11 protein-coding genes are annotated in these 20,376 nt (G+C 50.2%); 8 read left to right on the top strand and 3 right to left on the bottom strand.

The annotated features are described in order from the left end of the window. Positions 1–181 precede the first annotated feature (181 nt). The 6 genes from rclA to GFC06_RS21540 all read left to right on the top strand — a co-directional run bounded on the left by rclA (position 182) and on the right by GFC06_RS21540 (position 5,226). The gene (rclA, locus tag GFC06_RS21565; protein WP_047501824.1) at positions 182–1,507 is read left to right on the top strand and encodes a reactive chlorine resistance oxidoreductase RclA; all 1,326 of its coding nucleotides are present in this window, start codon (positions 182–184) and stop codon (positions 1,505–1,507) included. Between the two features lie 164 nt (positions 1,508–1,671). Beyond that, positions 1,672–1,908: a reactive chlorine resistance periplasmic protein RclB gene (gene rclB, locus GFC06_RS21560; RefSeq protein ID WP_047502484.1), complete on the top strand. Its 237-nt coding sequence runs from the start codon at positions 1,672–1,674 to the stop codon at positions 1,906–1,908. Positions 1,909–1,919: 11 nt separating this feature from the next. Then, the gene (gene rclC, locus GFC06_RS21555) at positions 1,920–2,480 is read left to right on the top strand and encodes a reactive chlorine resistance membrane protein RclC (RefSeq protein ID WP_047501822.1); all 561 of its coding nucleotides are present in this window, start codon (positions 1,920–1,922) and stop codon (positions 2,478–2,480) included. A gap of 578 nt (positions 2,481–3,058) precedes the next feature. Then, on the top strand, positions 3,059–3,745 hold the full coding sequence (locus GFC06_RS21550) for a flagellar brake protein (protein ID WP_047501820.1): 687 nt from the start codon (positions 3,059–3,061) through the stop codon (positions 3,743–3,745). Between the two features lie 24 nt (positions 3,746–3,769). Then, positions 3,770–4,357 carry a helix-turn-helix domain-containing protein gene (locus tag GFC06_RS21545; RefSeq protein WP_019076223.1) on the top strand — a complete coding sequence of 196 codons (588 nt, stop codon included), beginning with the start codon at positions 3,770–3,772 and terminating at the stop codon, positions 4,355–4,357. 101 nt (positions 4,358–4,458) lie between these two features. Beyond that, complete coding sequence (locus tag GFC06_RS21540) at positions 4,459–5,226, top strand: putative bifunctional diguanylate cyclase/phosphodiesterase (protein WP_047501818.1); 768 nt, start codon at positions 4,459–4,461, stop codon at positions 5,224–5,226. Positions 5,227–5,414: 188 nt separating this feature from the next. On the opposite strand, the gene GFC06_RS21535 is transcribed toward GFC06_RS21540, so the two are convergent. From GFC06_RS21535 to GFC06_RS21525, 3 genes are all read right to left on the bottom strand, one after another. After that, positions 5,415–14,747 carry an autotransporter outer membrane beta-barrel domain-containing protein gene (locus GFC06_RS21535; protein WP_153690643.1) on the bottom strand — a complete coding sequence of 3,111 codons (9,333 nt, stop codon included), beginning with the start codon at positions 14,745–14,747 and terminating at the stop codon, positions 5,415–5,417. A gap of 196 nt (positions 14,748–14,943) precedes the next feature. Next, positions 14,944–15,522, bottom strand: a complete 579-nt coding sequence (locus GFC06_RS21530) for a helix-turn-helix transcriptional regulator (protein WP_047501815.1) — start codon at positions 15,520–15,522, stop codon at positions 14,944–14,946. Positions 15,523–16,140: 618 nt separating this feature from the next. After that, positions 16,141–17,316, bottom strand: a complete 1,176-nt coding sequence (locus tag GFC06_RS21525; RefSeq protein WP_016152164.1) for a coiled-coil domain-containing protein — start codon at positions 17,314–17,316, stop codon at positions 16,141–16,143. A 246-nt stretch (positions 17,317–17,562) separates the two neighbouring features. Here GFC06_RS21525 and pheP point away from each other — a divergent pair, with 246 nt between their 5' ends. Further along, positions 17,563–18,957, top strand: a complete 1,395-nt coding sequence (pheP, locus tag GFC06_RS21520) for a phenylalanine transporter (protein ID WP_047415083.1) — start codon at positions 17,563–17,565, stop codon at positions 18,955–18,957. 165 nt (positions 18,958–19,122) lie between these two features. Further along, positions 19,123–20,364 carry an MFS transporter gene (locus GFC06_RS21515; protein ID WP_153690642.1) on the top strand — a complete coding sequence of 414 codons (1,242 nt, stop codon included), beginning with the start codon at positions 19,123–19,125 and terminating at the stop codon, positions 20,362–20,364. Positions 20,365–20,376: the final 12 nt, after the last annotated feature.

The raw sequence follows: 20,376 nt of genomic DNA, 5'->3' as shown, positions 1-20,376 counted from the left end.
CTCATTATTTCTTAAATAAATTTATGGTGTTAGTTTATTGTCCCGATGGATTGAGTGGAAGAGAGATAGTAGTGATTTAGACGATTTGACAGTAATTTGCGCGATATGGATACATTGTTCATGCATCGTTAAACCTATACTTCAGTTCAACAAACGAACAGTGACATGGCGGAGAGACAGCATGAATCAGTATCAGGCGATTATTATCGGATTTGGCAAAGCGGGTAAAACGCTGGCGGCTACCCTGGCGAAAACGGGCTGGCGAGTGGCGATTATTGAACAGTCAAACACCATGTATGGCGGGACATGTATCAATATCGGCTGCATTCCCACCAAAACCCTGGTACACGATGCTGAACTTCAGCATGACTTTGCTGCGGCGATGCTGCGCAAGGCCTCCGTTGTCAGCTTTCTGCGTGATAAAAATTTCCATAATCTTGCCGATCTGGAAAATGTAGATGTGATTGAAGGCCGTGCTGAATTCATTGATAACCATACGGTGCGGGTCGTGCAGCCAACAGGCGAGATTGAACTAAGCGGCGAAAAGATCTTTATTAATACCGGCGCACAGGCAACGATGCCAAACGTGGCAGGGTTAATGACTACACCGGGTGTGTTTGACAGTACCGGGTTGTTAAATTTGACGCAACGTCCGGAACGTTTGGGGATTTTGGGCGGCGGTTATATTGGTATTGAATTCGCATCAATGTTTGCCAACTTTGGCAGTAAGGTCACCATTTATGAAGCCGCCCCACTGTTTTTAGCCCGCGAAGATCGGGATATTGCCGACGCTATCGCCAACATTTTACGCGACAAAGGGGTTGAGATTATCCTCAATGCCAGGGTGCAGGCGGTTTCGTCCCATGACGGCGCGGTGCAGGTGCAAATGCAGGAAGGCGTCCAGACTGTGGATGCGCTACTGGTGGCATCGGGTCGCAAACCGGCAACTGAAAATCTGCAGTTGCAGAATGCGGGTGTGGATGTCAACGAGCGCGGTGCCATTGTGGTGAATAAATATCTGCGTACTTCGGCAGACAATATCTGGGCCATGGGCGATGTGACGGGGGGGTTACAATTCACCTATATCTCGCTGGATGACTTCCGTATTGTGCGCGACAACCTGTCAGGCGAGGGATTACGTAACACCGGCGATCGCCAAAACGTACCGTATTCTGTCTTTATGACGCCGCCGCTTTCCCGCGTGGGGATGACAGAAGAACAAGCTCGCGCCAGCGGCGCGGCGGTCCAGGTTGTCACCCTGCCTGTCGCGGCTATCCCGCGTGCACGGGTGATGAATGACACGCGTGGCGTACTTAAAGCGGTGGTAAATCGCGAAACGAAACAGATATTAGGCGTATCGCTGCTGTGCGTGGATTCTCATGAGATGATTAATATCATTAAAACCGTTATGGATGCTGGTTTACCTTACACGACATTGCGCGATCAAATATTTACTCATCCGAGCATGAGCGAATCACTGAACGATCTCTTCTCTCTAATAAAATAATAATATAGTTTGCATGATTGCCCCACCTGTGTGGGGCTTTTTTTTATCATATATAAAGAAATACTCATGAACAGTTATTCTGGCGTTATGGAGGAAATAAGATAAGCAACAATGTTTTATTCTATTACGAGTGAAATCACTTGTTAATGGAAATAGAAATGAACATGCTTAAAACTTCATTATTGTTGACTGCTTTACTGACCGCGCCGGTGACATTTTCTGCACTGGCACAACAGCCAGTCGAAGTAGCCCGCGTCAGCGTGTCGGCAATTGCCGCCGCACCTTCTGTTGTTGAACATGCAATCGCCAGACTGGCGCAGGAAAAGAAGGCAACTTCCTGGACAATCACCTCAATGCGCATTGATAGCAGCACTCACGCAACCGCAATTTTGTACAAGTGAGGAGAGTCTGAATGGAAAAGTATCTGCGTTTACTCAGCAAGGGCGATAGAATTGGATTAACATTGATTCGCCTGAGTATTGCCATTGTTTTTATCTGGATTGGCTTATTGAAATTTGTACCTTACGAAGCCGATAGTATTACGCCATTTGTTGCCAATAGTCCGGTAATGTCATTTTTTTATGAACATCCAGAAGAATATAAGCAGCATTTAACCCACGAAGGTGAGTTTAAACCGCAGGAGCGGGAATGGCAGAAGGCGAATAACACCTATACGTTCTCCAATGGCCTGGGCGTAGTCGAAGTGCTGATCGCATTGCTGGTGCTGGCTAATCCTGTTAGTCGTTGGTTGGGATTAATTGGTGGCGTACTGGCATTTGCTACTCCGATTGTGACGTTATCATTTTTAATTACCACACCGGAAGCATGGGTGATGCCACTGGGCGATTTGCACCACGGTTTTCCGTACTTGTCCGGAGCCGGGCGTCTGGTGTTGAAAGACACATTAATGCTGGCGGGAGCGGCGATGATCATCGCAGATTCATCACGATCAATTATTAAGCAAAAGTATTGAATTTTTAACGTTGTACCCTCTGTAAGACAGTAAGCCTCTATAGTTCGATTCGGTAATTACCGGGCCAGCAGGATGCTGGCCTTTTTTCTGCCCTAAGGTAAATTTATTTTACAGGTGAAATATAATTATTCACTTTTTCACAATAACTAGTTGGAGCTATATTCCTGGTTAATGATATAGTGCAGTAAGCATTTTCTCTTCTTCTTGCGATAGCACGCCAGTCCGCATACTGCGTGGTCCTTCCATCAAAACCCATTCATTTCCCTCTATTTTTTTCTGTGTAGTTCTTGCTATTTGTTATCTCAAAATGACATCTCAAAAAATTTTATTATTCTCTTTTGTTATAGTTAGCCAACAACTTCATGTGGTTTTAGGCATGGCTTCAGCTAGAATTAACTTTGATTAAATGTTTTTACGTATCAATAAATGGCTAAAGATAGTTAAAAACTTAATTTTTAACCAACTGTTCGACATGGAATCCACTATGGTAATTAAGCACCAGGGGTGGATGCTGATCTTGCGTTTTGTGAGTAACCAAAAGCGAGACATATCTTAAATATGGAAATAAGGGTTTTAGAATGAGCTTTGGATTAGCAAAGGACAACAAGTTTGAAATCATCGCTACCCTTCGTGAAGAGTTGCACAAGAAAACGAAACTTGAAGTTTTATGTGAAAACCATAGTGTTATCACGCAGTTAGAGAAGATTGATTTCGAGCGGTTTGTCATCTCCGGACACGAAGACATTGTTCCTGAAAAGGTCCAGTACTTTATCCTGCACAGTGAGAGTGGGATTGTAAAATTTAGTGCCAGATTCGAACAAACCTTATCAGCAGGTGTACAAGCAGGATTATCCTACTTCATCCCGGATATGATTTTCTTTGCCCAGCAGCGACAAAATCAGCGTTTTTCCTTCCTGAAGGGTTACGACTTTTTCTGTTTTGGTCGTTACAAAAACGGAGAAAACTACTCTCTGAAGATTAAAAACATCTCGCAGGGCGGTTGTGCATTAATTGTTAAAGATGTGAACTCCCGTTTTCTCTATAAAGATGCGGTGATTAAAAATGCCGCGCTGGATTTTGATACGTTTGGCAGTTTACAGCTGGATTTGAAAGTGATCGATGTCGTCATGATCAATGAATTTGATGAGGATAATCAATTGTATGCCTGTCATCAGATTTCATGTGAGTTCGATTTTAAAAATCGTCGTGAAGAGGCAGAGGTCGAGAAGATTATTATTAAATTTTTAATGAGTAACAAGATTTGATGCTGATAAGGAGCGATGAACAGGATGTTGATGTGTGGCAGTGATAATTTTGTGGGCAACGGTTTGTTCGCCTACCTGACAAGCAAACATGTACCGATACAAACATTCCAGTTTGAGGATATGTTGCATCAGTCATCATTATGCCAGCATCAAACCATGGTTTTTAATATCATTGATAACGAACAACCATGTTCAACTATCGTGCAGTTTTTGAATAAAAACCGCTTCAAGTTTTATAATAATGTCGTGGTAATTATTGCTGATAGTTTGGTGGCGAAATTATGTGTAGAGTTATTATATGTTGAAAAAACGATAGTTTTGACGGAGAAATCTTCACTGCGCGATTTCGGTCAACTGGCGTCGTTAACGGCCGGGAAATGGAATCCCCGGCTGTATCGTTCACAGAAAAGATTAACCGAGAGAGAGCAGCAGATTCTGAATTTATTGGTAAACGGATATACCGCCAGAGAAATTTCAGAGTTAGTTAGCCTGAATTATAAAACTATCCAGGCGCATAAAATGAGGGTCGTCACCAAGCTGGGACTGACCAATACCTCGGAATTAAATAAATTAATTGTCAGATTTACCCATCGTATGTCTTTTTTACCCTAACCTGGCCATTCTATTCTGATGTAACACACCTAATAGTAGATACAATTCGGGAGTGATATTGACTGGTTTTTAATTTTTATGATTTGTTGAGGGAGAGAGGAATGTTTAATTCTAGTGAGGTGTTAACCGCGCTTGAAAAGGCATTGAATACCAGTCAGCTTTATATGGTTTATCAACCAATTTTTAATTTGCGTAATCAGCGTATTAGCGGGTTTGAAGCATTAATGCGTTGGAATAGCCCCCAGATGGGGATGATCTCTCCCGATATTTTTATTACCTTGCTGGAAGACAGCGGCAATATCATGTCAATTGAAGATATGGTTACCCACACTCCCTGGGATGTGGCAACCCGTTGGCCAGAGCCCCTTGTATTGTCCGTCAATATTTCCGCGCTTGAATTCTGCGATCCGCTGTTACCCCAACGCGTCAGAAAAAACCTTACTGTATGTGGTCTCCCGCCCCATCGATGCCAGATAGAGGTCACGGAAACGTCGCCGCTGTGCGACAGTCAGGTCGCGGCTAAAAATATGACGGAGCTGAAGGCGATAGGGGTCAAAATTGCCCTTGATGATTTTGGAACCGGCCACGCCAATCTTAACTATCTGTTGAAATATCCTTTTGATACCTTAAAAATTGATAAGGAGTTTATCGCCGGCATTGAACCCGATACCCGCTCAACAAAGATTGTTGAGGGTATAATTTCACTGGCGCACAATTTTGGTATTGAAGTTCTTGCTGAAGGGGTGGAAACCCAGTCCGAACTGGACCGGCTGATGCAGATTGGTTGTGACAAAATTCAAGGCTTTTTCATTTCTCCCCCAGTGTTAGCAGAAGAGATCCCGTTACTCCTGACGCAGTATAATCCTTAATCTTCTCCCTCTCTGTTGTTCCCCTGAATCTCGTTTGTTTCGCGTTGCCAGAGGGCCGCTCCCGCGCTTTTCCTGCCTATAAAATAAGTCCGTAGGCCTGATACGTTAAGCGCATCAGGTTGCTTTGTATCCGTGACAGGCAAAAAAAAGCCCCCTGTTAAACAGAGGGCTAGCGAGTTTATGTCAGCTTAGAACGATTTCTTAAAGCCAATTGATGCATTAACCGGCGCTTCAACCTGCGACTTACTGCCACCGTTGCTAAATTGCGTACCCAGTTCTCCGTAAACCTGCAGGTTTCTGTCGATAGACCATGACAGACCGGCTGCAACTTCAGTGCTGGAGTACTGTTGTGAAGACTCAAGCGTGGTGGTGGCTACCGCATTGCTAAAGTGCGTTTTGTCGTTTGAACCCAGACCCTGCCAGACGTTGACCCTGCCGTAAGGCTGGAATTTGCCATGGTTGGTGTCATAGTCAGCGACCAGACGCACGCCCAGACGGGCGGTAAAGGAATCCGCGGTATCCATTTTCACTTTCGTTTGGGTTACACCATCAAGCCGCCCGTTATCAAAGTCGCTGTATTGATAGATCAACTGAGCCTGAGGTTCCAGACTCCATGCGCTGGCGCCTAAACGGAACGATTTACCCACTTCTGTTGACGCCGTCAGCGTGTTGCCTCTGACAGTATACGAGCCGTTGTTACCGGTCGCCGCCAGGCGGGATTTATGGTTACCGTATTGCAGGACGTTATCAACATACATCCCGTCGCCTGAGAACCAGGTGGCGTAGCCGCCGACATAAAACGCGTTGTCGTCGATGTTGCCGCCTTTGCCGTCGCTGCCTGTCTTCGTGCCTTTCACGTTGCTGTCGATATCAAGAATGCTGGTATACATCCCGGCTTTCCAGCTTTCGTTGGCATACATATCGACGCCAACCTGAATCCCCATGGTATGGGAACTGGTTTGCGTTCCAGCCGCATCATCCAGTTTGGTTTTACCGGAGTAGCCAATCATTCTTGCCCAGGCGCGATTGTCTTCATCAATACCCGGTTTAACCTCGTCACCCATACGCTGGTGCATGTTGCCTAACAGGCTGATGTCGCCCTGACGAACGACGCTGGCGAGACCAGAATACAGCATAGTTTCTGGACGATATTCGCTTCTCAGATACCAGTTTTCACCCTGACCCTGAGCGTTACCCGCATGCAGTTGATACTCAAATGCGCCTGCTGCCATACGATCGGCGGCAAGATGGAAGGCGTCTCGTGACGTTTGTGCCGTAGTGGTTGCGCCATTGAGCGCGGTTACCACTTCGATACCATCACCAATAGTTGGTGCGCCGAGACCAGAACCATCGACATCCAATAGCGTACTACCGCTGGCTTTACCGCCATCGATAATCAGGCGGTCGGCAATGCCTGCGCCGCTGCCATTTTGTGTGGCCGCCATGTTGATAGTTCCTTTTTCGCCGGTGTAATCCCCTTTGACGGTTAACGTTGTGCCAGTCTGCTGGCCGATGAGTGAAACATCGCCGCCGTTGCTCAGTCCCGCTACCGTCTGGTTGTAACCTTGCGTGTTGAGGGTAGTGTCAGCGACAACGTAGTGGTGTGATGCGCCACTCAGAGTGTTGGTATTACCCGCCTGCAGTACACCGTTGGCAATCAGCGTTGCGCCGCTGTAGCTGTTTTCACCATGCAACTCCGTAACACCGCTGCCGGTTTGATGCAGTTGGCCTTCGCCGCTGATATTACCTGTCAGCGCCAGGGTATCGCCACGATTGACGTTGAGTACGCCGTTATCAACGATATCCCCCTGAATGCTGCCGATATCACCGCCGTTACCCAGCTGTAAAACGCCTTGCTCGATGGTGGTGCCACCGGTGTAGGTGTTATCCAGCGTCAGGGTGAGGGAGCCTTTACCGGTTTTGGTCAACTGACCGTTACCTTCGACTTCCGTCAGCAGAGAAACGTTATGTCCGTTGGTGTCGAATGTCCCGCCGCCGGATTCCAGAGTCACCTGACGAGCGGTATCAAACGCTTCACCATATTTCAGCGTACCACCATTAAAGGTAATTCCCGTCTCTGGTGCGCCAAGGTTGGTATCACCCGCCACCTGCAGCGTACCTGAGGTGATGGTGGTTCCACCGCTGTAAGTATTGTCGCCAGTGAGGATGAGCGTACCGAGGTCGCCTTTATTCAGGCCGCCGGTGCCGCGGATCACGCTGTCGATAGTCGCGGTGTAGTTAGCGCCGTCTACTGTGCCATCGCCGACGCGAATCAGCGTATTAGCTGTATCGGTGGTAATGGCTTCCCCGCCCACGCGATAACCATCGGTGGCGAACTGTGCGCCACTGATGATGACGTCGCCTTTGCTGTTATCGACGGTTACATTGCCCGCTTCACCCTGGAAGACGGCGAACGCAGCATCGGTAAACGGTGCATTCAGCGCGCCTTCTGGCGTTGATTCATCCGTTGTCCAGTTGTCATTACCCTGGCTGGATTGCCAGATACCGTCGCCGCCGTTGATGACGCCGTTGTTTTTCAGCTCGCCATTCTCACCGCCGGTGCCGTCCCAGAAACGTAGCGTCAGCCCGGCATGGTTGACCAGGTTAACCTGGTTTTTAACCGAGGTTTGTACGTACAGGCTGTCCGCAGCTTCCGGCGCGTCGGCAATGTCCATCACATTGTTGGTTAATGTGCCGGTGTAGTTGATGACGCGGTAAACACCAACGTCAAAGCTTCCGCCTGGAGAGGTCTGGATATTGAGCTTACCATCGAGCGTCAGATCGCCATTCACATCTATCAGGTCATTGAAGGCTCCGCCTGGGGTATAGGCCTGACCAAACTGGTAATCAAGCTGTGCGTTATCGCTGAGCGTCAGTGAACCGGTAGTCAGTTTACCCACGCTATTGATGGCTGCACCCGCGGTAATATGGCCGTCATCCAGTACATCAACCGCGCCGCCGATAATACCGTTCCCGCCGAGCGTTGCCCCAGATTTCACCGTCACCTGACCGGTCGCGGCAGACTGATTACCGTTGACCAGCAGTACGCCTTCATTGACGTCCGTGGTGCCGGTCCAGGTGTTATCGCCGGTGAGCGTTAACGTGCCGTCACCGATTTTCACCAGGCTGCCGTCGTTGCCGCTGATAATGCCGCTGATGGTGTCATCAAGATGCAGATTACCCAGCGATAATTCTTTATTGCCCAGTTCGACATTCCCCGCGCCGGATAACGAGCCGATAGATGTTGCGCTGTCGACTGCGCTGATATCGACCTTGCCGCCCGCCAGGTTTTTAACGACGGTATTCTCTGCTAACGCCTGGTCCGCAAAGGTCATCAGTCCGCTGTTATTCACGCTAGCAGTACCACCGCTGGCATTTTCTTCCAGCGCCAACGTACTGTCTTTTGACACGTTAACCGTCGCCTCGTCCGCGGTGGCGTTATCGGTTAACAGCGCTTTCGCTGTGCCCGTCAGGTTCAGTTTTGCGCTCGCGGCGGTGACGTTATCCGCCAGCGTTAACAGACTGTCGGCAATGTTCATGGTCAGGGATTTCAGGCTGGTCTCTGTTCCGCTGACATTGAGCGTTGCCCCGTTATTGACGTTCACGGTGCTGTTTTCATTGCTACCAAAGGCCCCGGTTTTGCTGACGTTGACCGTCACATTGTTGGCATTTCCGGTACCGGCAATTTCTGTGTCGCCTTTATAGCTGTTCGCGCGATTGAGCGACAGGGTACTGCCCGCATCGCTTGAGCTGCTGGTGACTTTCAGTTTACCGTCGCCGGTAATCTCACCTGTTGGCGTGAAATCATGTGAATTGAGGTCAAACACCGCCGCGTTATCATTCGCGCCCAGCGCAATGGTGCGATTACTGGTCAGGTCCGCGCCCATCTGCAGCGTGGAGCCGTTGTTGATAGCCAGGTCGGTTCCGCTCTGACCGAGGTTGCTGTCGGCGGAAATCTGCAACGTACCGCCATCAATGCGTGTGCCGCCGCGATACGCGTTATCACCGCTGAGGATCAGACGACCAAGGTCGGTTTTCACCAGCGTCAGCTTGTCAGTCGTGCTGGCTTCGCGGATGACGGACTCAATGGTCGCGGTATAGTTTTGCCCCGCGCCACCCGCGCCAACGCGCAGCAGCAGTTCACCGGTTCCCGGCGTCTGGCCGGCGTGAGTCGCGTTTTCCGTGGTGGCATAAGCGTTAAGTGCGTCGCCTTTAACGACATAGCCATCGGCGTCAAACTGTGCCCCGGAGAAGTTAACTTCTCCCGCGGCGTTATCCACGGTAACGGTGCCACCTTTGGTGGTGAAGACGGCAAAGGACTTCTGCGCCCAAGGTGCGTTACCTTCGCCCGTTGCCGTGGTCCAGTTGTTATCACCCTGACTGCCGATCGCCATCCATTTGCCATCGCCACCATCAATTTTGCTGTCGCCCTCAATGCCCGACGCGCCGTGGCTTTGACTTACCGTCGCCCCGTCCCAGAACTGCAGGGTAACGCCGTTGGCGTTCACCAGGTTGACCTGTTTGTCGATAGAGGTCTGGACAAAAATATTGCTCTTATCCTGACTGTCCGGTATTGCGCCCAGCTCCAGCGTCTGGTTATCCAGCGTACCGCCGTAATTATAGATACGGTACACGCCCGGTCCGAAGTTACCGCCTTGCGAAGTGGTAACATCCAGGGTCCCGTCCAGTTGCAGATCGCCTGCCACGTTCACCAGATCGTTTAGCGCACCGCCTGGCGTAAAGGCCTGGCCCAGTTCGAAAGCGGAGGTCGTTTTGCTGCCAAGCTGCAGATTACCGTTAACAGATAGCGTACCCGCACCGCCGTCACCGGCGCTGATGGTTGTGGCATCGTTCATCAGCACGTTGCCGCCGATAATGCCCTTACCGCCAAGTGTGGACGTACCGCTGACGGTGGTGACGCCGCGCGCCGCGCTTTGATCGCCATTCACCAGCAGCGTGCCGTTAGTAACGGTGGTGTTACCGGTATAGGTATTGTTACCGTTCAGACGGGTAATGCCGCCACCGATTTGCTGTAGCGCGCCGATACCGGAGATCACACCGTTGAGCAGCACGGTGTTGGCGCGATTAATCGCCAATACGCCGTTGTCGATGATGTCAGAGACGGCGCTCACTTCGCCTTCATTTCCACCGTCACCTAACTGCAGCGTACCGGTTTGATCAATGGTGGTAGAGCCGGTGTAGCTATTGTTGGCGGTAAACACCGTGGTGCCGCCCGCCGCACGTTCAAATTTCCCGTCGCCGCTGATGATCCCGCGATAGATCTGTGCTGCTGAGGTATCCCCCTGAGTATCGAAGATAACCTTGCTGTCTGCGCCCTGGGTGGTGACATTGTAATCGCCAATGCTTGCGGCAGTGCTGGTTGGTTCGACGTGGTCGCCGGTACGCAGCGTGGCGCCATTGTTTACAGCAAGGGTTTCGCTCGCCAGATTCAGGTTTTCAACGATGCGTACATCTGCATTTGACCCGCTGATGGTCAGTGAATCCCAGCCGGTGCCAATGTTGGTACCGGTATTCAGGTTGTCGCTAGCCAGCGTACCAATCTTCGCATCTTTTGTATCAGTGAAGGTGAGGGCGTTGCCCGTACCCGCTGCGGTAAGGATGTGGCGCGTTTTATCCAGCGTCACATTGCCAATGTTGGCTTTATTGTTACCGCCAGTACCCGCGAAATTCACTTCGCCAGCATAAGAGCCGCTACGCCAGTTGAAGGTATCCGTACCTTCACCGGTGTTGATTACGCCGCTGGTCACACCGCCGCTGATATCGATGGTGTCATTGCCTTTACCAGACTGAACTGCCACGGCCGAGTCGTTGATGGCCTGCAGGGTTCCCGTGTTGGTGATGGCTTTACTGCTGTCGCCGCTGGCGTCTATTACCGGTGAGGTGGTACTGGCAGAGATAATCTTGCCGCTGTTGGTCAATGCGCTAACGTTTTTCGCGATGATTGCTGAACCACCTGCGCTGTCATGCACGTTGATGTCGGCATTGGTGGTGATACGACCGTCCGTATTGGCGCGGATACCGCTGCCTTCGCTGTTTAGTACCTCAATGGTATAGCCTTTGCCGATGGTTAGATTGCCCGTCACCGCGTCGCCATTACGTTGTTCAAAGGCGAAGCCGGTACCTTTACCGTTGACGTTGAGGATATTGTCCAGCCCATCGTTCATGGTCAGAGCCACGCTGGTGCGGATCCCTGGGCCATCGTTGGAGTCGATGGTGACATCACGCAGCGTGATATTGGTGTTGTTGGCATCGTTTTGAATACCGGCACCGGTACCATCAGCACGGATCATCACGCTTTGCGCGGCCAGAGCGCCAGCGCCTTCGGCCAGGCGAATGCCGTCCGCGGAGCCATCGGTGGTAATGCTGTCGCCAGTCATACCGTTAATCAGCAGGCTTGCCCCTTGGGTCAACAGAACGCCAGCGGTGCCATCATCAACCTGAATTTTGCCCAGCTTATTAATCTGCGCGCTGGAGCCTGAGGCGCGTACGCCGATGCCGTTGCTGACATGCAGGGCGAGGGCGGAGTTATTGGTTAAGCTACCGCCTTTTTGAACATCGACACCAATGCTGTCGACGCTGGCCAGATCGATAATCGATTTGGTATCGAGGATCAGGTTGCCCAGATTCCTCGCCACATAGGCGATTACCTTGTTGCCGCTGGCTTCAGAGGTGATCTTCGCGTTTGAGGTGAGGGTCGTGCTCGTGGCATTGCCCTGCGCATTACCATTCAACTGATGCGCCTGACCATCCACAACCCCGGCAACGGTTCTTTCACCGGTTAAATTGATGGTGGTTTTATCGCTGATGGTCCCTTTCGCGCCGCCTTCGATAACCAGCGCCGCAGAGTCAGTACCCTTAACGGTAAACGTTGCTTCACCGGTATCTACGTTACTGCCTGCGCCGGTGGCGAGTACGCCCACGGAATTGTTACCGCTGAGAGTCAAATCCAGGTTGGAAGTGGACTGATCTTTCGGGTTAGTGGTATTACCGGCCAGCAATGCGCCATTGGCGATACGGAAAATGGTGGTGCGATCCTGACCGTTGTCATTCATCACCGCCTGACCAATATTGGCGGTAGCGCCCTTACCATACAGGTAATAACCAATCTGATCGGTGCTGTTAAATGAGGGGCTACTTAAGCTGTCAACGTTAGCGATGGCGTTATCACGCACGTGGACGCCGATGTTACCGGCTTTATCCAGCGTAATATTGGAATAGACGTTAACCACTGCCTGACCGTTGGCGTCACCTTCCGCCCAGATGGCGTAGTTACGGTTACCGACGCCGCCTTCACCGTCCACCACGATAGAGCCTGCAGCGCTGGTGGTGACTTCGGCATTTTTGTTATTGGCGCTAACGTGGATCCCTACGTTGTTGGTGCCATTCACGTTAATCTTGCCGTCGTTACGGATTTCCTGATTATTTTCTGCGCCGCTGTCGTGTACGGAGATGCCGTAGTTTTTACTGCTGCCCCCTGTAGAACCGCCATTGATCACGATATTGCCGGTATTGAGGACGTTGCCCGTGGCATTTCCGACCAAAATCCCCGCGGCGTTACGGACGCCGGTTCCCAGCGTGATAAGGCCGTTGTTAATCACCTCTTTGGCGCTCTTGATCATAATACCGGCGCTCAGGCTGGAACCGCCTGCCATGGTGACATCTTTAGCCGGATCGCTTGCGTCGCGACCAAGAGAAATAGAGGCATTCTGAGCGTTGGTAAAGGTGGCATTCCCGGCGACTTCTACGCCATAAGCGGTGCCGCTGGCAAAGGATGTACCGCTTTTACGTCCGTCTACGACGTTAATCTCGCCATTGTTGACCCCTTGCGCATCGTCAGACAATTGCATACCAATCGCCAGCGTCAGCGAAGAAGCGGGGACGTCTTTGCTCCAGGGATCGGCTGCCGAAGCGGTACCAAAGTTATCGGTGGTGATCGCCTGGTTGATGATGCCGTTGTTAGCGATCTGGCTGGTGCCTTGACCTTGCATACCAAATGCGCCATAGCTGTTGACGTTTTGGTTGCCGTCTTTATCGATAAACAGCCCGGAGTTGATCATCCCGTTGTTGGTTGCCGTCGCGTCTTTTGCCAGCATGCCAATCGCCAGGCTCTGCCCGGTAGACGTTCGTAATGCGTTCAGTTCGCCAAAGTTTGTGATAACCCCGCCATCAACGGCTTTCATGACGCCATTAATACTGCCGTCAACGGCAAGAATCGCATCTTTGTTCAGGGTGCCGGAGGTGCCTGCGCCGTTGGCGTAAATAGCATGCAGCTCACCGCGGTCAGCGGTCGCGTTATTGGCATGCGATAAGCCGTCTGTCCAGACGTCGTAATCCCAACTGAGCACGTCAGAGGGCTTGCTGGAATTGATCAGACCATCAATCAGCTCGGCATACTTCGTTTGTGCTGCGGTGACGGTAGTGACTTCATCCGTTTCCAGCCACAGCTGGATTTGGCTGACTTTTTCGCCTTCCGGGTTTTCCGCCGCGTCGCTGCTATTGCCCAACAGCCAGTCGTTAAATTCGGCCAACTCCTGCGTGTTGGTGATGTTAAATGTGCGCTCACCCGTTTCGACGACTTTGCCGTCCGTATCATAGCCGTAGGTCATGAGCGTGACAGCATCGCCAAACACGGAGGTTTGCGCTGAGCCGGCGAAGGTTTTTTCAGGAATAACCGGGGCGGCGTTAAATTTGATAAAGTTATCGGATTGCCAGTAAACCTGGCTACCCGCGTCCTGAGCCTCCAGTAAGGAGGAGTCTTTGGCCAGTAATTCGATGGTATTGGTTTTGGCGCGTACATTGAGCGTGTCGTCGCCCAAATTCAGATTGGCCGTGGAGCCGTTTGTCGCCAGCGCGATGCCAAATTGTTTGTAGATTTTAGACTGCGCCGGATCGTAAGTGTTTAATGCCGAATCGCCAATCTGTGATTCGGTAAGAAAGTTACTTAACGCGTTAGTATCAAAGACTTTAATGGTTGTTTTTTCGCCGGGGAACGCCGGGTCGTTAATCTCAAATTCTGTGCTCTGCGAAGGCGTTGATGATTGGTTATAAGTCAGGTATTCCGCCAGCTCCTCGGCAGTAGTAATCGTTTTTACGCCCTGGTCAGGGCTGGTGGCCTGCAGGGTGATTTTGCCGGTTTGCAGTAGCTCTCTGATGGTCGTTGATTCAACAACGCCACTTTGACCCGGACTGATGGTTGGGATCGCGCCGCTGATATTGAGTGCCTGACCAGCAGTGATATCTTCATATAAGAATCCGTAGTCGTGGACACCCTCATAATCCCCAACAGAAATACCTGTCTGGTAGTCGGCGAAAATATTATGTTCACCGATGTCGATGATCGGAGTTGCTGAAGCTTGCATTGAAGTAGCGCTTAATGCGCCGGCCGCCAGTACGGCGACAGTTTTACGTGAGCTGCTTTTTTTCTTTCCTTTGGTTAATTCGGAAACGACCACCCAGATACCGAGCACCGCGTTCCAAATAATGCTGTAAACTTTGTTCATATATAACCCTCGTCTACATTCCTGTTATGTGTATTGTTAATACGTTGAGTTGTTGGCTATGGTTGGCACGCGGATGTGCTACCCGGTAATAGATTTTTGGAAATAGGATTCCCTTCCGTGCGATGCGGAATTAAAAAGTGAGCCGAAAGGAAATCTTTTAAATAATAACCGTGATAATTGTCCTTAAATAAGTCAGTTACGGCTGGCTATAGTGAGAAATGGTGTACTTGAGTCGGGAGTTATTTTTCCCGAGTTTTCTGGCAATGTTGCTTTTGTACGCCCCGATGGTTTTTTCACTTTTTTGTGATGCCCCAGCGATTTGAGTCAGTGACCACCCCCGGGCAAGCATCATCATTACGTTAAATTCGTTTGCTGTGATTTTGTTATTTATTTCTTTGATATTACGTGGTTTTTTGTTTTGTGATATGCACGTCACGGCATGCAGTAACCGATCAAGGCTGGCGTCTTGATCGAGGAACAGCATGTTCCTCCCGCAAACGGTTTGAAAAATAGAAAAAGTAGCTTCATCTGCCAAAACAATAATTTTTGTGGCAGGGCGTAAAGCCATGTTGCGGATAATCCTGGCATATTTTAAAAAATCTGAGTTGTCAGGATTAATAATGATGCAATCCATTTCATAAGGGATTATGTTGACGGCAGAAAGCGTCTGAGAGGAGTAGTACGCGATATCAATATATAATGATGAACCACGTAGGATTTCTCGCATGCCTAGCCAGGGATAAATTGATTCACCCAAAAAAATAGCCTTAGACATAACGATCTCCTTGAAATTTTGGTGCAGGCGGTCGCCTCTTTTTTTAGGCTAAAAAAAGAGTTTCTTGCGACGCATGAAATGTTAATTAAATCTCGTATGACGTTCTTTGGTGTGAACGCATCCTTATTTATTGCAGATTCAACAGATATTTTCTGTATTAATTTGAATCATTAACTATTCTTAAAGTAGATATTACACTTTGTTAAAATTTAAGATAAATCGTTTATTTCAGCTCTGAGTAAATGATTGATAGATTTCGCTTATGGATCACGCGAATAATGTTTCAGCCATTTCTATAAAGACAGGGTATTCCTATTTGTACTGGAGGGGATTTATATGAAAAATCTTATATTTCAAACAGATAACCATTCTTCTTAATGGGACTATTGGCAGGTAGGAGAATTCTTAATCAAGGCCAGGATAAAGAGAGAGGGAAAGCGGTGGGAGAGAGAAATATTGTCTTATTTGCAGTTATCGACCTAAAACTCGAGTATTTAAGTTGATAACTCTGACTTATCTTAATAACTAAGCATTTTGTGCTATTTTTATCATTTTGTGCTTAATCTTCAAATCTCGCTTGAAGATGTTGTATTTTCTGCTTGCTATCGCTGATAGCGCTTAGCCCGCCAACAGCTCCTGCTCAACCTGTTGCACCTGTTGTTCCAGCGTATTGCGGATTTCAGTAAGCGCCCGTTGTTGATCGGAGAAGTAAGCCTCTTTATCCGTCACGGAGGTGGCAAGGCGCCAGGCGTTCTCAGCTTCCAGTTCGGTAATCTCTTTGAGCAGTGCGTTAATTTGTTCTCTGAGCTGCTGTATTTTGCTGCGTAAATGCTGCAGATCGTTCAATCGGTCACTCGCCATCATCGGTTCGAGGCCGCTTTGCAACTGAGTCAGTAGCGCCCGAACGGCAGCAAGGTCGGCATTCTGGCGCGCCTGGTTAAGCTGCACCATCATCTGATGCGCTTTCTCTTTCAGATCGTCTGCCACCACGTCCGGATGACAAAGACGGCTGGCCTGACGCCACAGGCGTTTTAACTCATTACGCTCTTCAGAAGAAAGTCGTTGGTCACGGCTAAAACGATGTTGCGCATCCTGCTGCTGCTCCTGATATTCATCATATTCATGGCTGGCTTCTTCCTGTGCCTGACGGGCTGCGCTGTCGTCCTGGCGAGAAAAGTCGTTTTCCAGCTCACGAATCTCCGCCAGCAGGGCGGTAATAAGCTCCGTTTGTTGCTGAATTCGTTGACGTGTTTCCACCGATTCGCGCGAATCTGAATTCTGGTTCATCCAGAGCTGCTTAAGCCTGGCCAGTTGATCAACGGCCTGGGAAATATAGTGCTGGCAGGATTGATAGTCTTGTTCCCGGCGTTTTCGCTCCGCTTCCTGTTTGCGCTGGGCGCTGGCGGCGAGCTGTTTACGCAACTCGAGGATCCGGCTCATCAGAGGCCCAAGGCGAAGATGATACAGATCGTTGAAATCATCGAGGATTTGAATGCGCGTGTTGCGCTTATCGATCAGGTCACGCAGCTGTGTTTCGAGCGCCTTTAGTTCCAGTTTACTGGCGGCAATGGCAGGATCCTGCCACGTTGAGACTGCCCGTTGAGATTGTAGCCAGGCCGTGATTTCACGTAGGGCATCACTAAAGCGCCGTGCTTCGAGCGCCTGAACGATGGCGCCAGGCAAGACTGACATAGGCTCATTTTTCAGATGATCTACCTGCTGGAAAATAATCTCCTCATCTTCCAGTTCAATAGCGCTTTTGACGATTTCCAGTCGTTTGATGATCTTATTCATGACAGTCGTTGCCTGGCCTGGCTCAAAAACGAGTGGCTGAAACACAGCGGGTTCACCCGTTTGAAAATGTTAGAAAAACAGTAAAGCGCATTCTGTGGCCTGCGATGCCTTTTCGTCCAGAATAATTCACTGTAATTATGAACAAACGCAATGCCACGGGCACAGCGGGTCCTTATTGCGCCTTGCGACAACCAGGTTGAAATGTTAAAAGAAGCCCCTTCAATAAAAACGACACAGGGGAAGGGCGTGAAAAACGCGTCAACTGCATCTGACACCAGCGTGTCTGATGCCGCGTCAACGAATGAGCCGACGCTTCAGCGGGGGTTGCAAAACCGCCATATTCAATTAATTGCGCTGGGCGGCGCAATTGGTACCGGCCTGTTTTTGGGCATTGGCCCGGCTATTCAGATGGCGGGACCTGCGGTGTTACTGGGCTACGGCGTTGCCGGGATCATCGCTTTTTTGATTATGCGTCAACTGGGCGAAATGGTGGTGGAAGAACCCGTTTCCGGATCGTTTGCCCATTTTGCCTATAAATACTGGGGACCGTTCGCGGGATTTCTGTCCGGCTGGAACTACTGGGTGATGTTTGTGCTGGTTGGCATGGCGGAACTGACCGCGGCTGGGATCTACATGCAGTACTGGCTGCCCGATGTCCCGACCTGGATTTGGGCCGCGGCATTCTTCGTGATCATCAACGCGGTTAACCTGGTCAACGTACGTCTGTATGGCGAAACGGAATTCTGGTTTGCGCTGATTAAAGTGCTGGCCATTATCGGCATGATTGGTTTTGGCGTGTGGATGCTGTTTTCCGGTCACGGCGGGGAACATGCCAGCATTGATAACCTGTGGCGTTACAACGGCTTTTTTGCCACCGGCTGGAACGGGTTGATCTTGTCGCTGGCGGTAATTATGTTCTCCTTTGGCGGACTTGAGCTTATCGGGATTACTGCCGCAGAAGCGCAGGATCCGCAGAAAAGCATTCCAAAGGCGGTAAACCAGGTGGTGTACCGAATTCTGCTGTTTTACATCGGTTCTCTGGTGGTGCTGCTGGCGCTGTACCCGTGGGTGGAAGTGAAATCCAACAGCAGCCCGTTTGTGATGATCTTCCATAATCTTGATAGCAACGTGGTGGCTTCTGCGCTGAACTTTGTCATTCTGGTGGCTTCGCTGTCGGTATATAACAGTGGCGTCTACTCTAACAGCCGTATGCTGTTTGGTCTCTCTGTCCAGGGGAACGCGCCGAAGTTCTTAACCCGCGTCAGCCGTCGCGGCGTACCGGTGAATTCACTGATCCTCTCCGGTGCTATTACCTCTCTGGTCGTACTGATCAACTATGTCCTGCCACAAAAGGCCTTTAGTCTGCTGATGGCGCTGGTGGTGGCGACGCTGCTGTTGAACTGGATTATGATCTGCCTGGCCCATCTGCGATTCCGGGCGGCGATGCGTCGTAAGGGACGTGAGACGCAGTTCAAAGCGCTGCTGTACCCGGCAGGGAACTACCTGTGTATTGCTTTCCTTGGCATGATTCTGGTGCTTATGTGTACGATGGACGATATGCGCCTGTCAGCTATCCTCCTGCCGGTGTGGATCCTGTTCCTGTTCGTTGCCTTCAAACTGCTGTGTCGTAAGTCCCGCTAAGTTTCTACCGATCCCATCGTCAGGATGGGATCGGATCTTCTCTCAATGTTTATCGTGACCGCTCTCGCAATTTTGCCTTTGCTGGCAGGATCTTTATTTTGTAATCGATTACTTTTCTATTGAATCTATTTTGTAATCGATTACTTTTTAAAGGTGAGGCAAAAAATGGTGTCAACAACCGAAAGTAGTGGAAAACAGAACGTACAGTACCGGCTGCTGGTACCCCGGCTGTCGCTAATGATGTTCTTACAGTTCTTTATCTGGGGAAGTTGGTCCGTCACGCTGGGGCTGGTGATGAGCCAGCACAACATGTCGCTGCTGATTGGCGATGCGTTTTCAGCCGGGCCCATTGCCTCTATTCTGTCGCCGTTCGTCTTAGGGATGCTGGTAGACCGCTTTTTTGCCTCGCAAAAGGTGATGGCGGTGATGCACCTTGCAGGCGCGGCGATCCTCTGGTTTGTTCCGCAGGCATTGGTGGCGCAAAACGGTGCGTTGTTGATTGGTCTGCTGTTTGGCTACACATTGTGCTACATGCCAACGCTGGCGCTTACCAACAACATTGCTTTTCATAGCCTGTCGGATAAAGACAAAACTTTCCCGGTGGTGCGGGTGTTTGGCACCATTGGCTGGATTGTCGCGGGGATTTTTATCGGCGTAACCGGAATCTCGGATACTACCGGCATCTTTACGCTGGCGGCGGTTATTTCTGTGATTCTGGCGCTCTACAGCCTGACGTTGCCCAACACGCCAGCACCGGCGAAAGGACTGCCGGTAAAAGTGCGCGATCTGTTTTGTGCGGATGCTTTCGCCTTACTCAAGGTTCGTCACTTTTTTGTCTTCTCGCTCTGCGCGACGCTTATTTCTGTACCGTTGGGAACCTATTACGCATATACCGCGTCGTTTCTGGCTGATGCGGGCGTTAGCGATGTCAGTACGGCGATGTCGTTTGGTCAGATGTCTGAAATTTTCTTCATGCTGGTGATCCCGTTCCTGTTCAGGCGTCTGGGCGTGAAATACATGTTGTTAATCGGGATGTGCGCCTGGTTTGTGCGCTACGCATTCTTTGCCCTCGGCATCAGCGAAGAGGGCCGATTCCTGCTGTATCTCGGCATTCTGCTGCACGGCGTGTGCTACGACTTCTTCTTCGTGGTCGGCTTTATTTACACCGATCGTATCGCCGGGGAGAAAGTTAAAGGTCAGGCGCAAAGCATGATCGTTATGTTTACCTATGGGATCGGTATGCTGCTTGGTTCGCAAATTTCAGGCGCACTTTACAACCGTCTGGTGGCGGGGCAAACGGTGCCTCAGGCGTGGACCACATTCTGGTGGATCCCGGCAGTGGCTGCCGCAGTGATTGCCGTGATTTTCCTTTTCTCTTTCAAGTATGACGACAAAGAGCAGGCGTAATTTTCAGGAGGG

The organism is Citrobacter braakii (assembly GCF_009648935.1).
GTDB lineage: Bacteria > Pseudomonadota > Gammaproteobacteria > Enterobacterales > Enterobacteriaceae > Citrobacter > Citrobacter braakii.
This window is presented reverse-complemented; position numbering and strand designations above follow the sequence as displayed.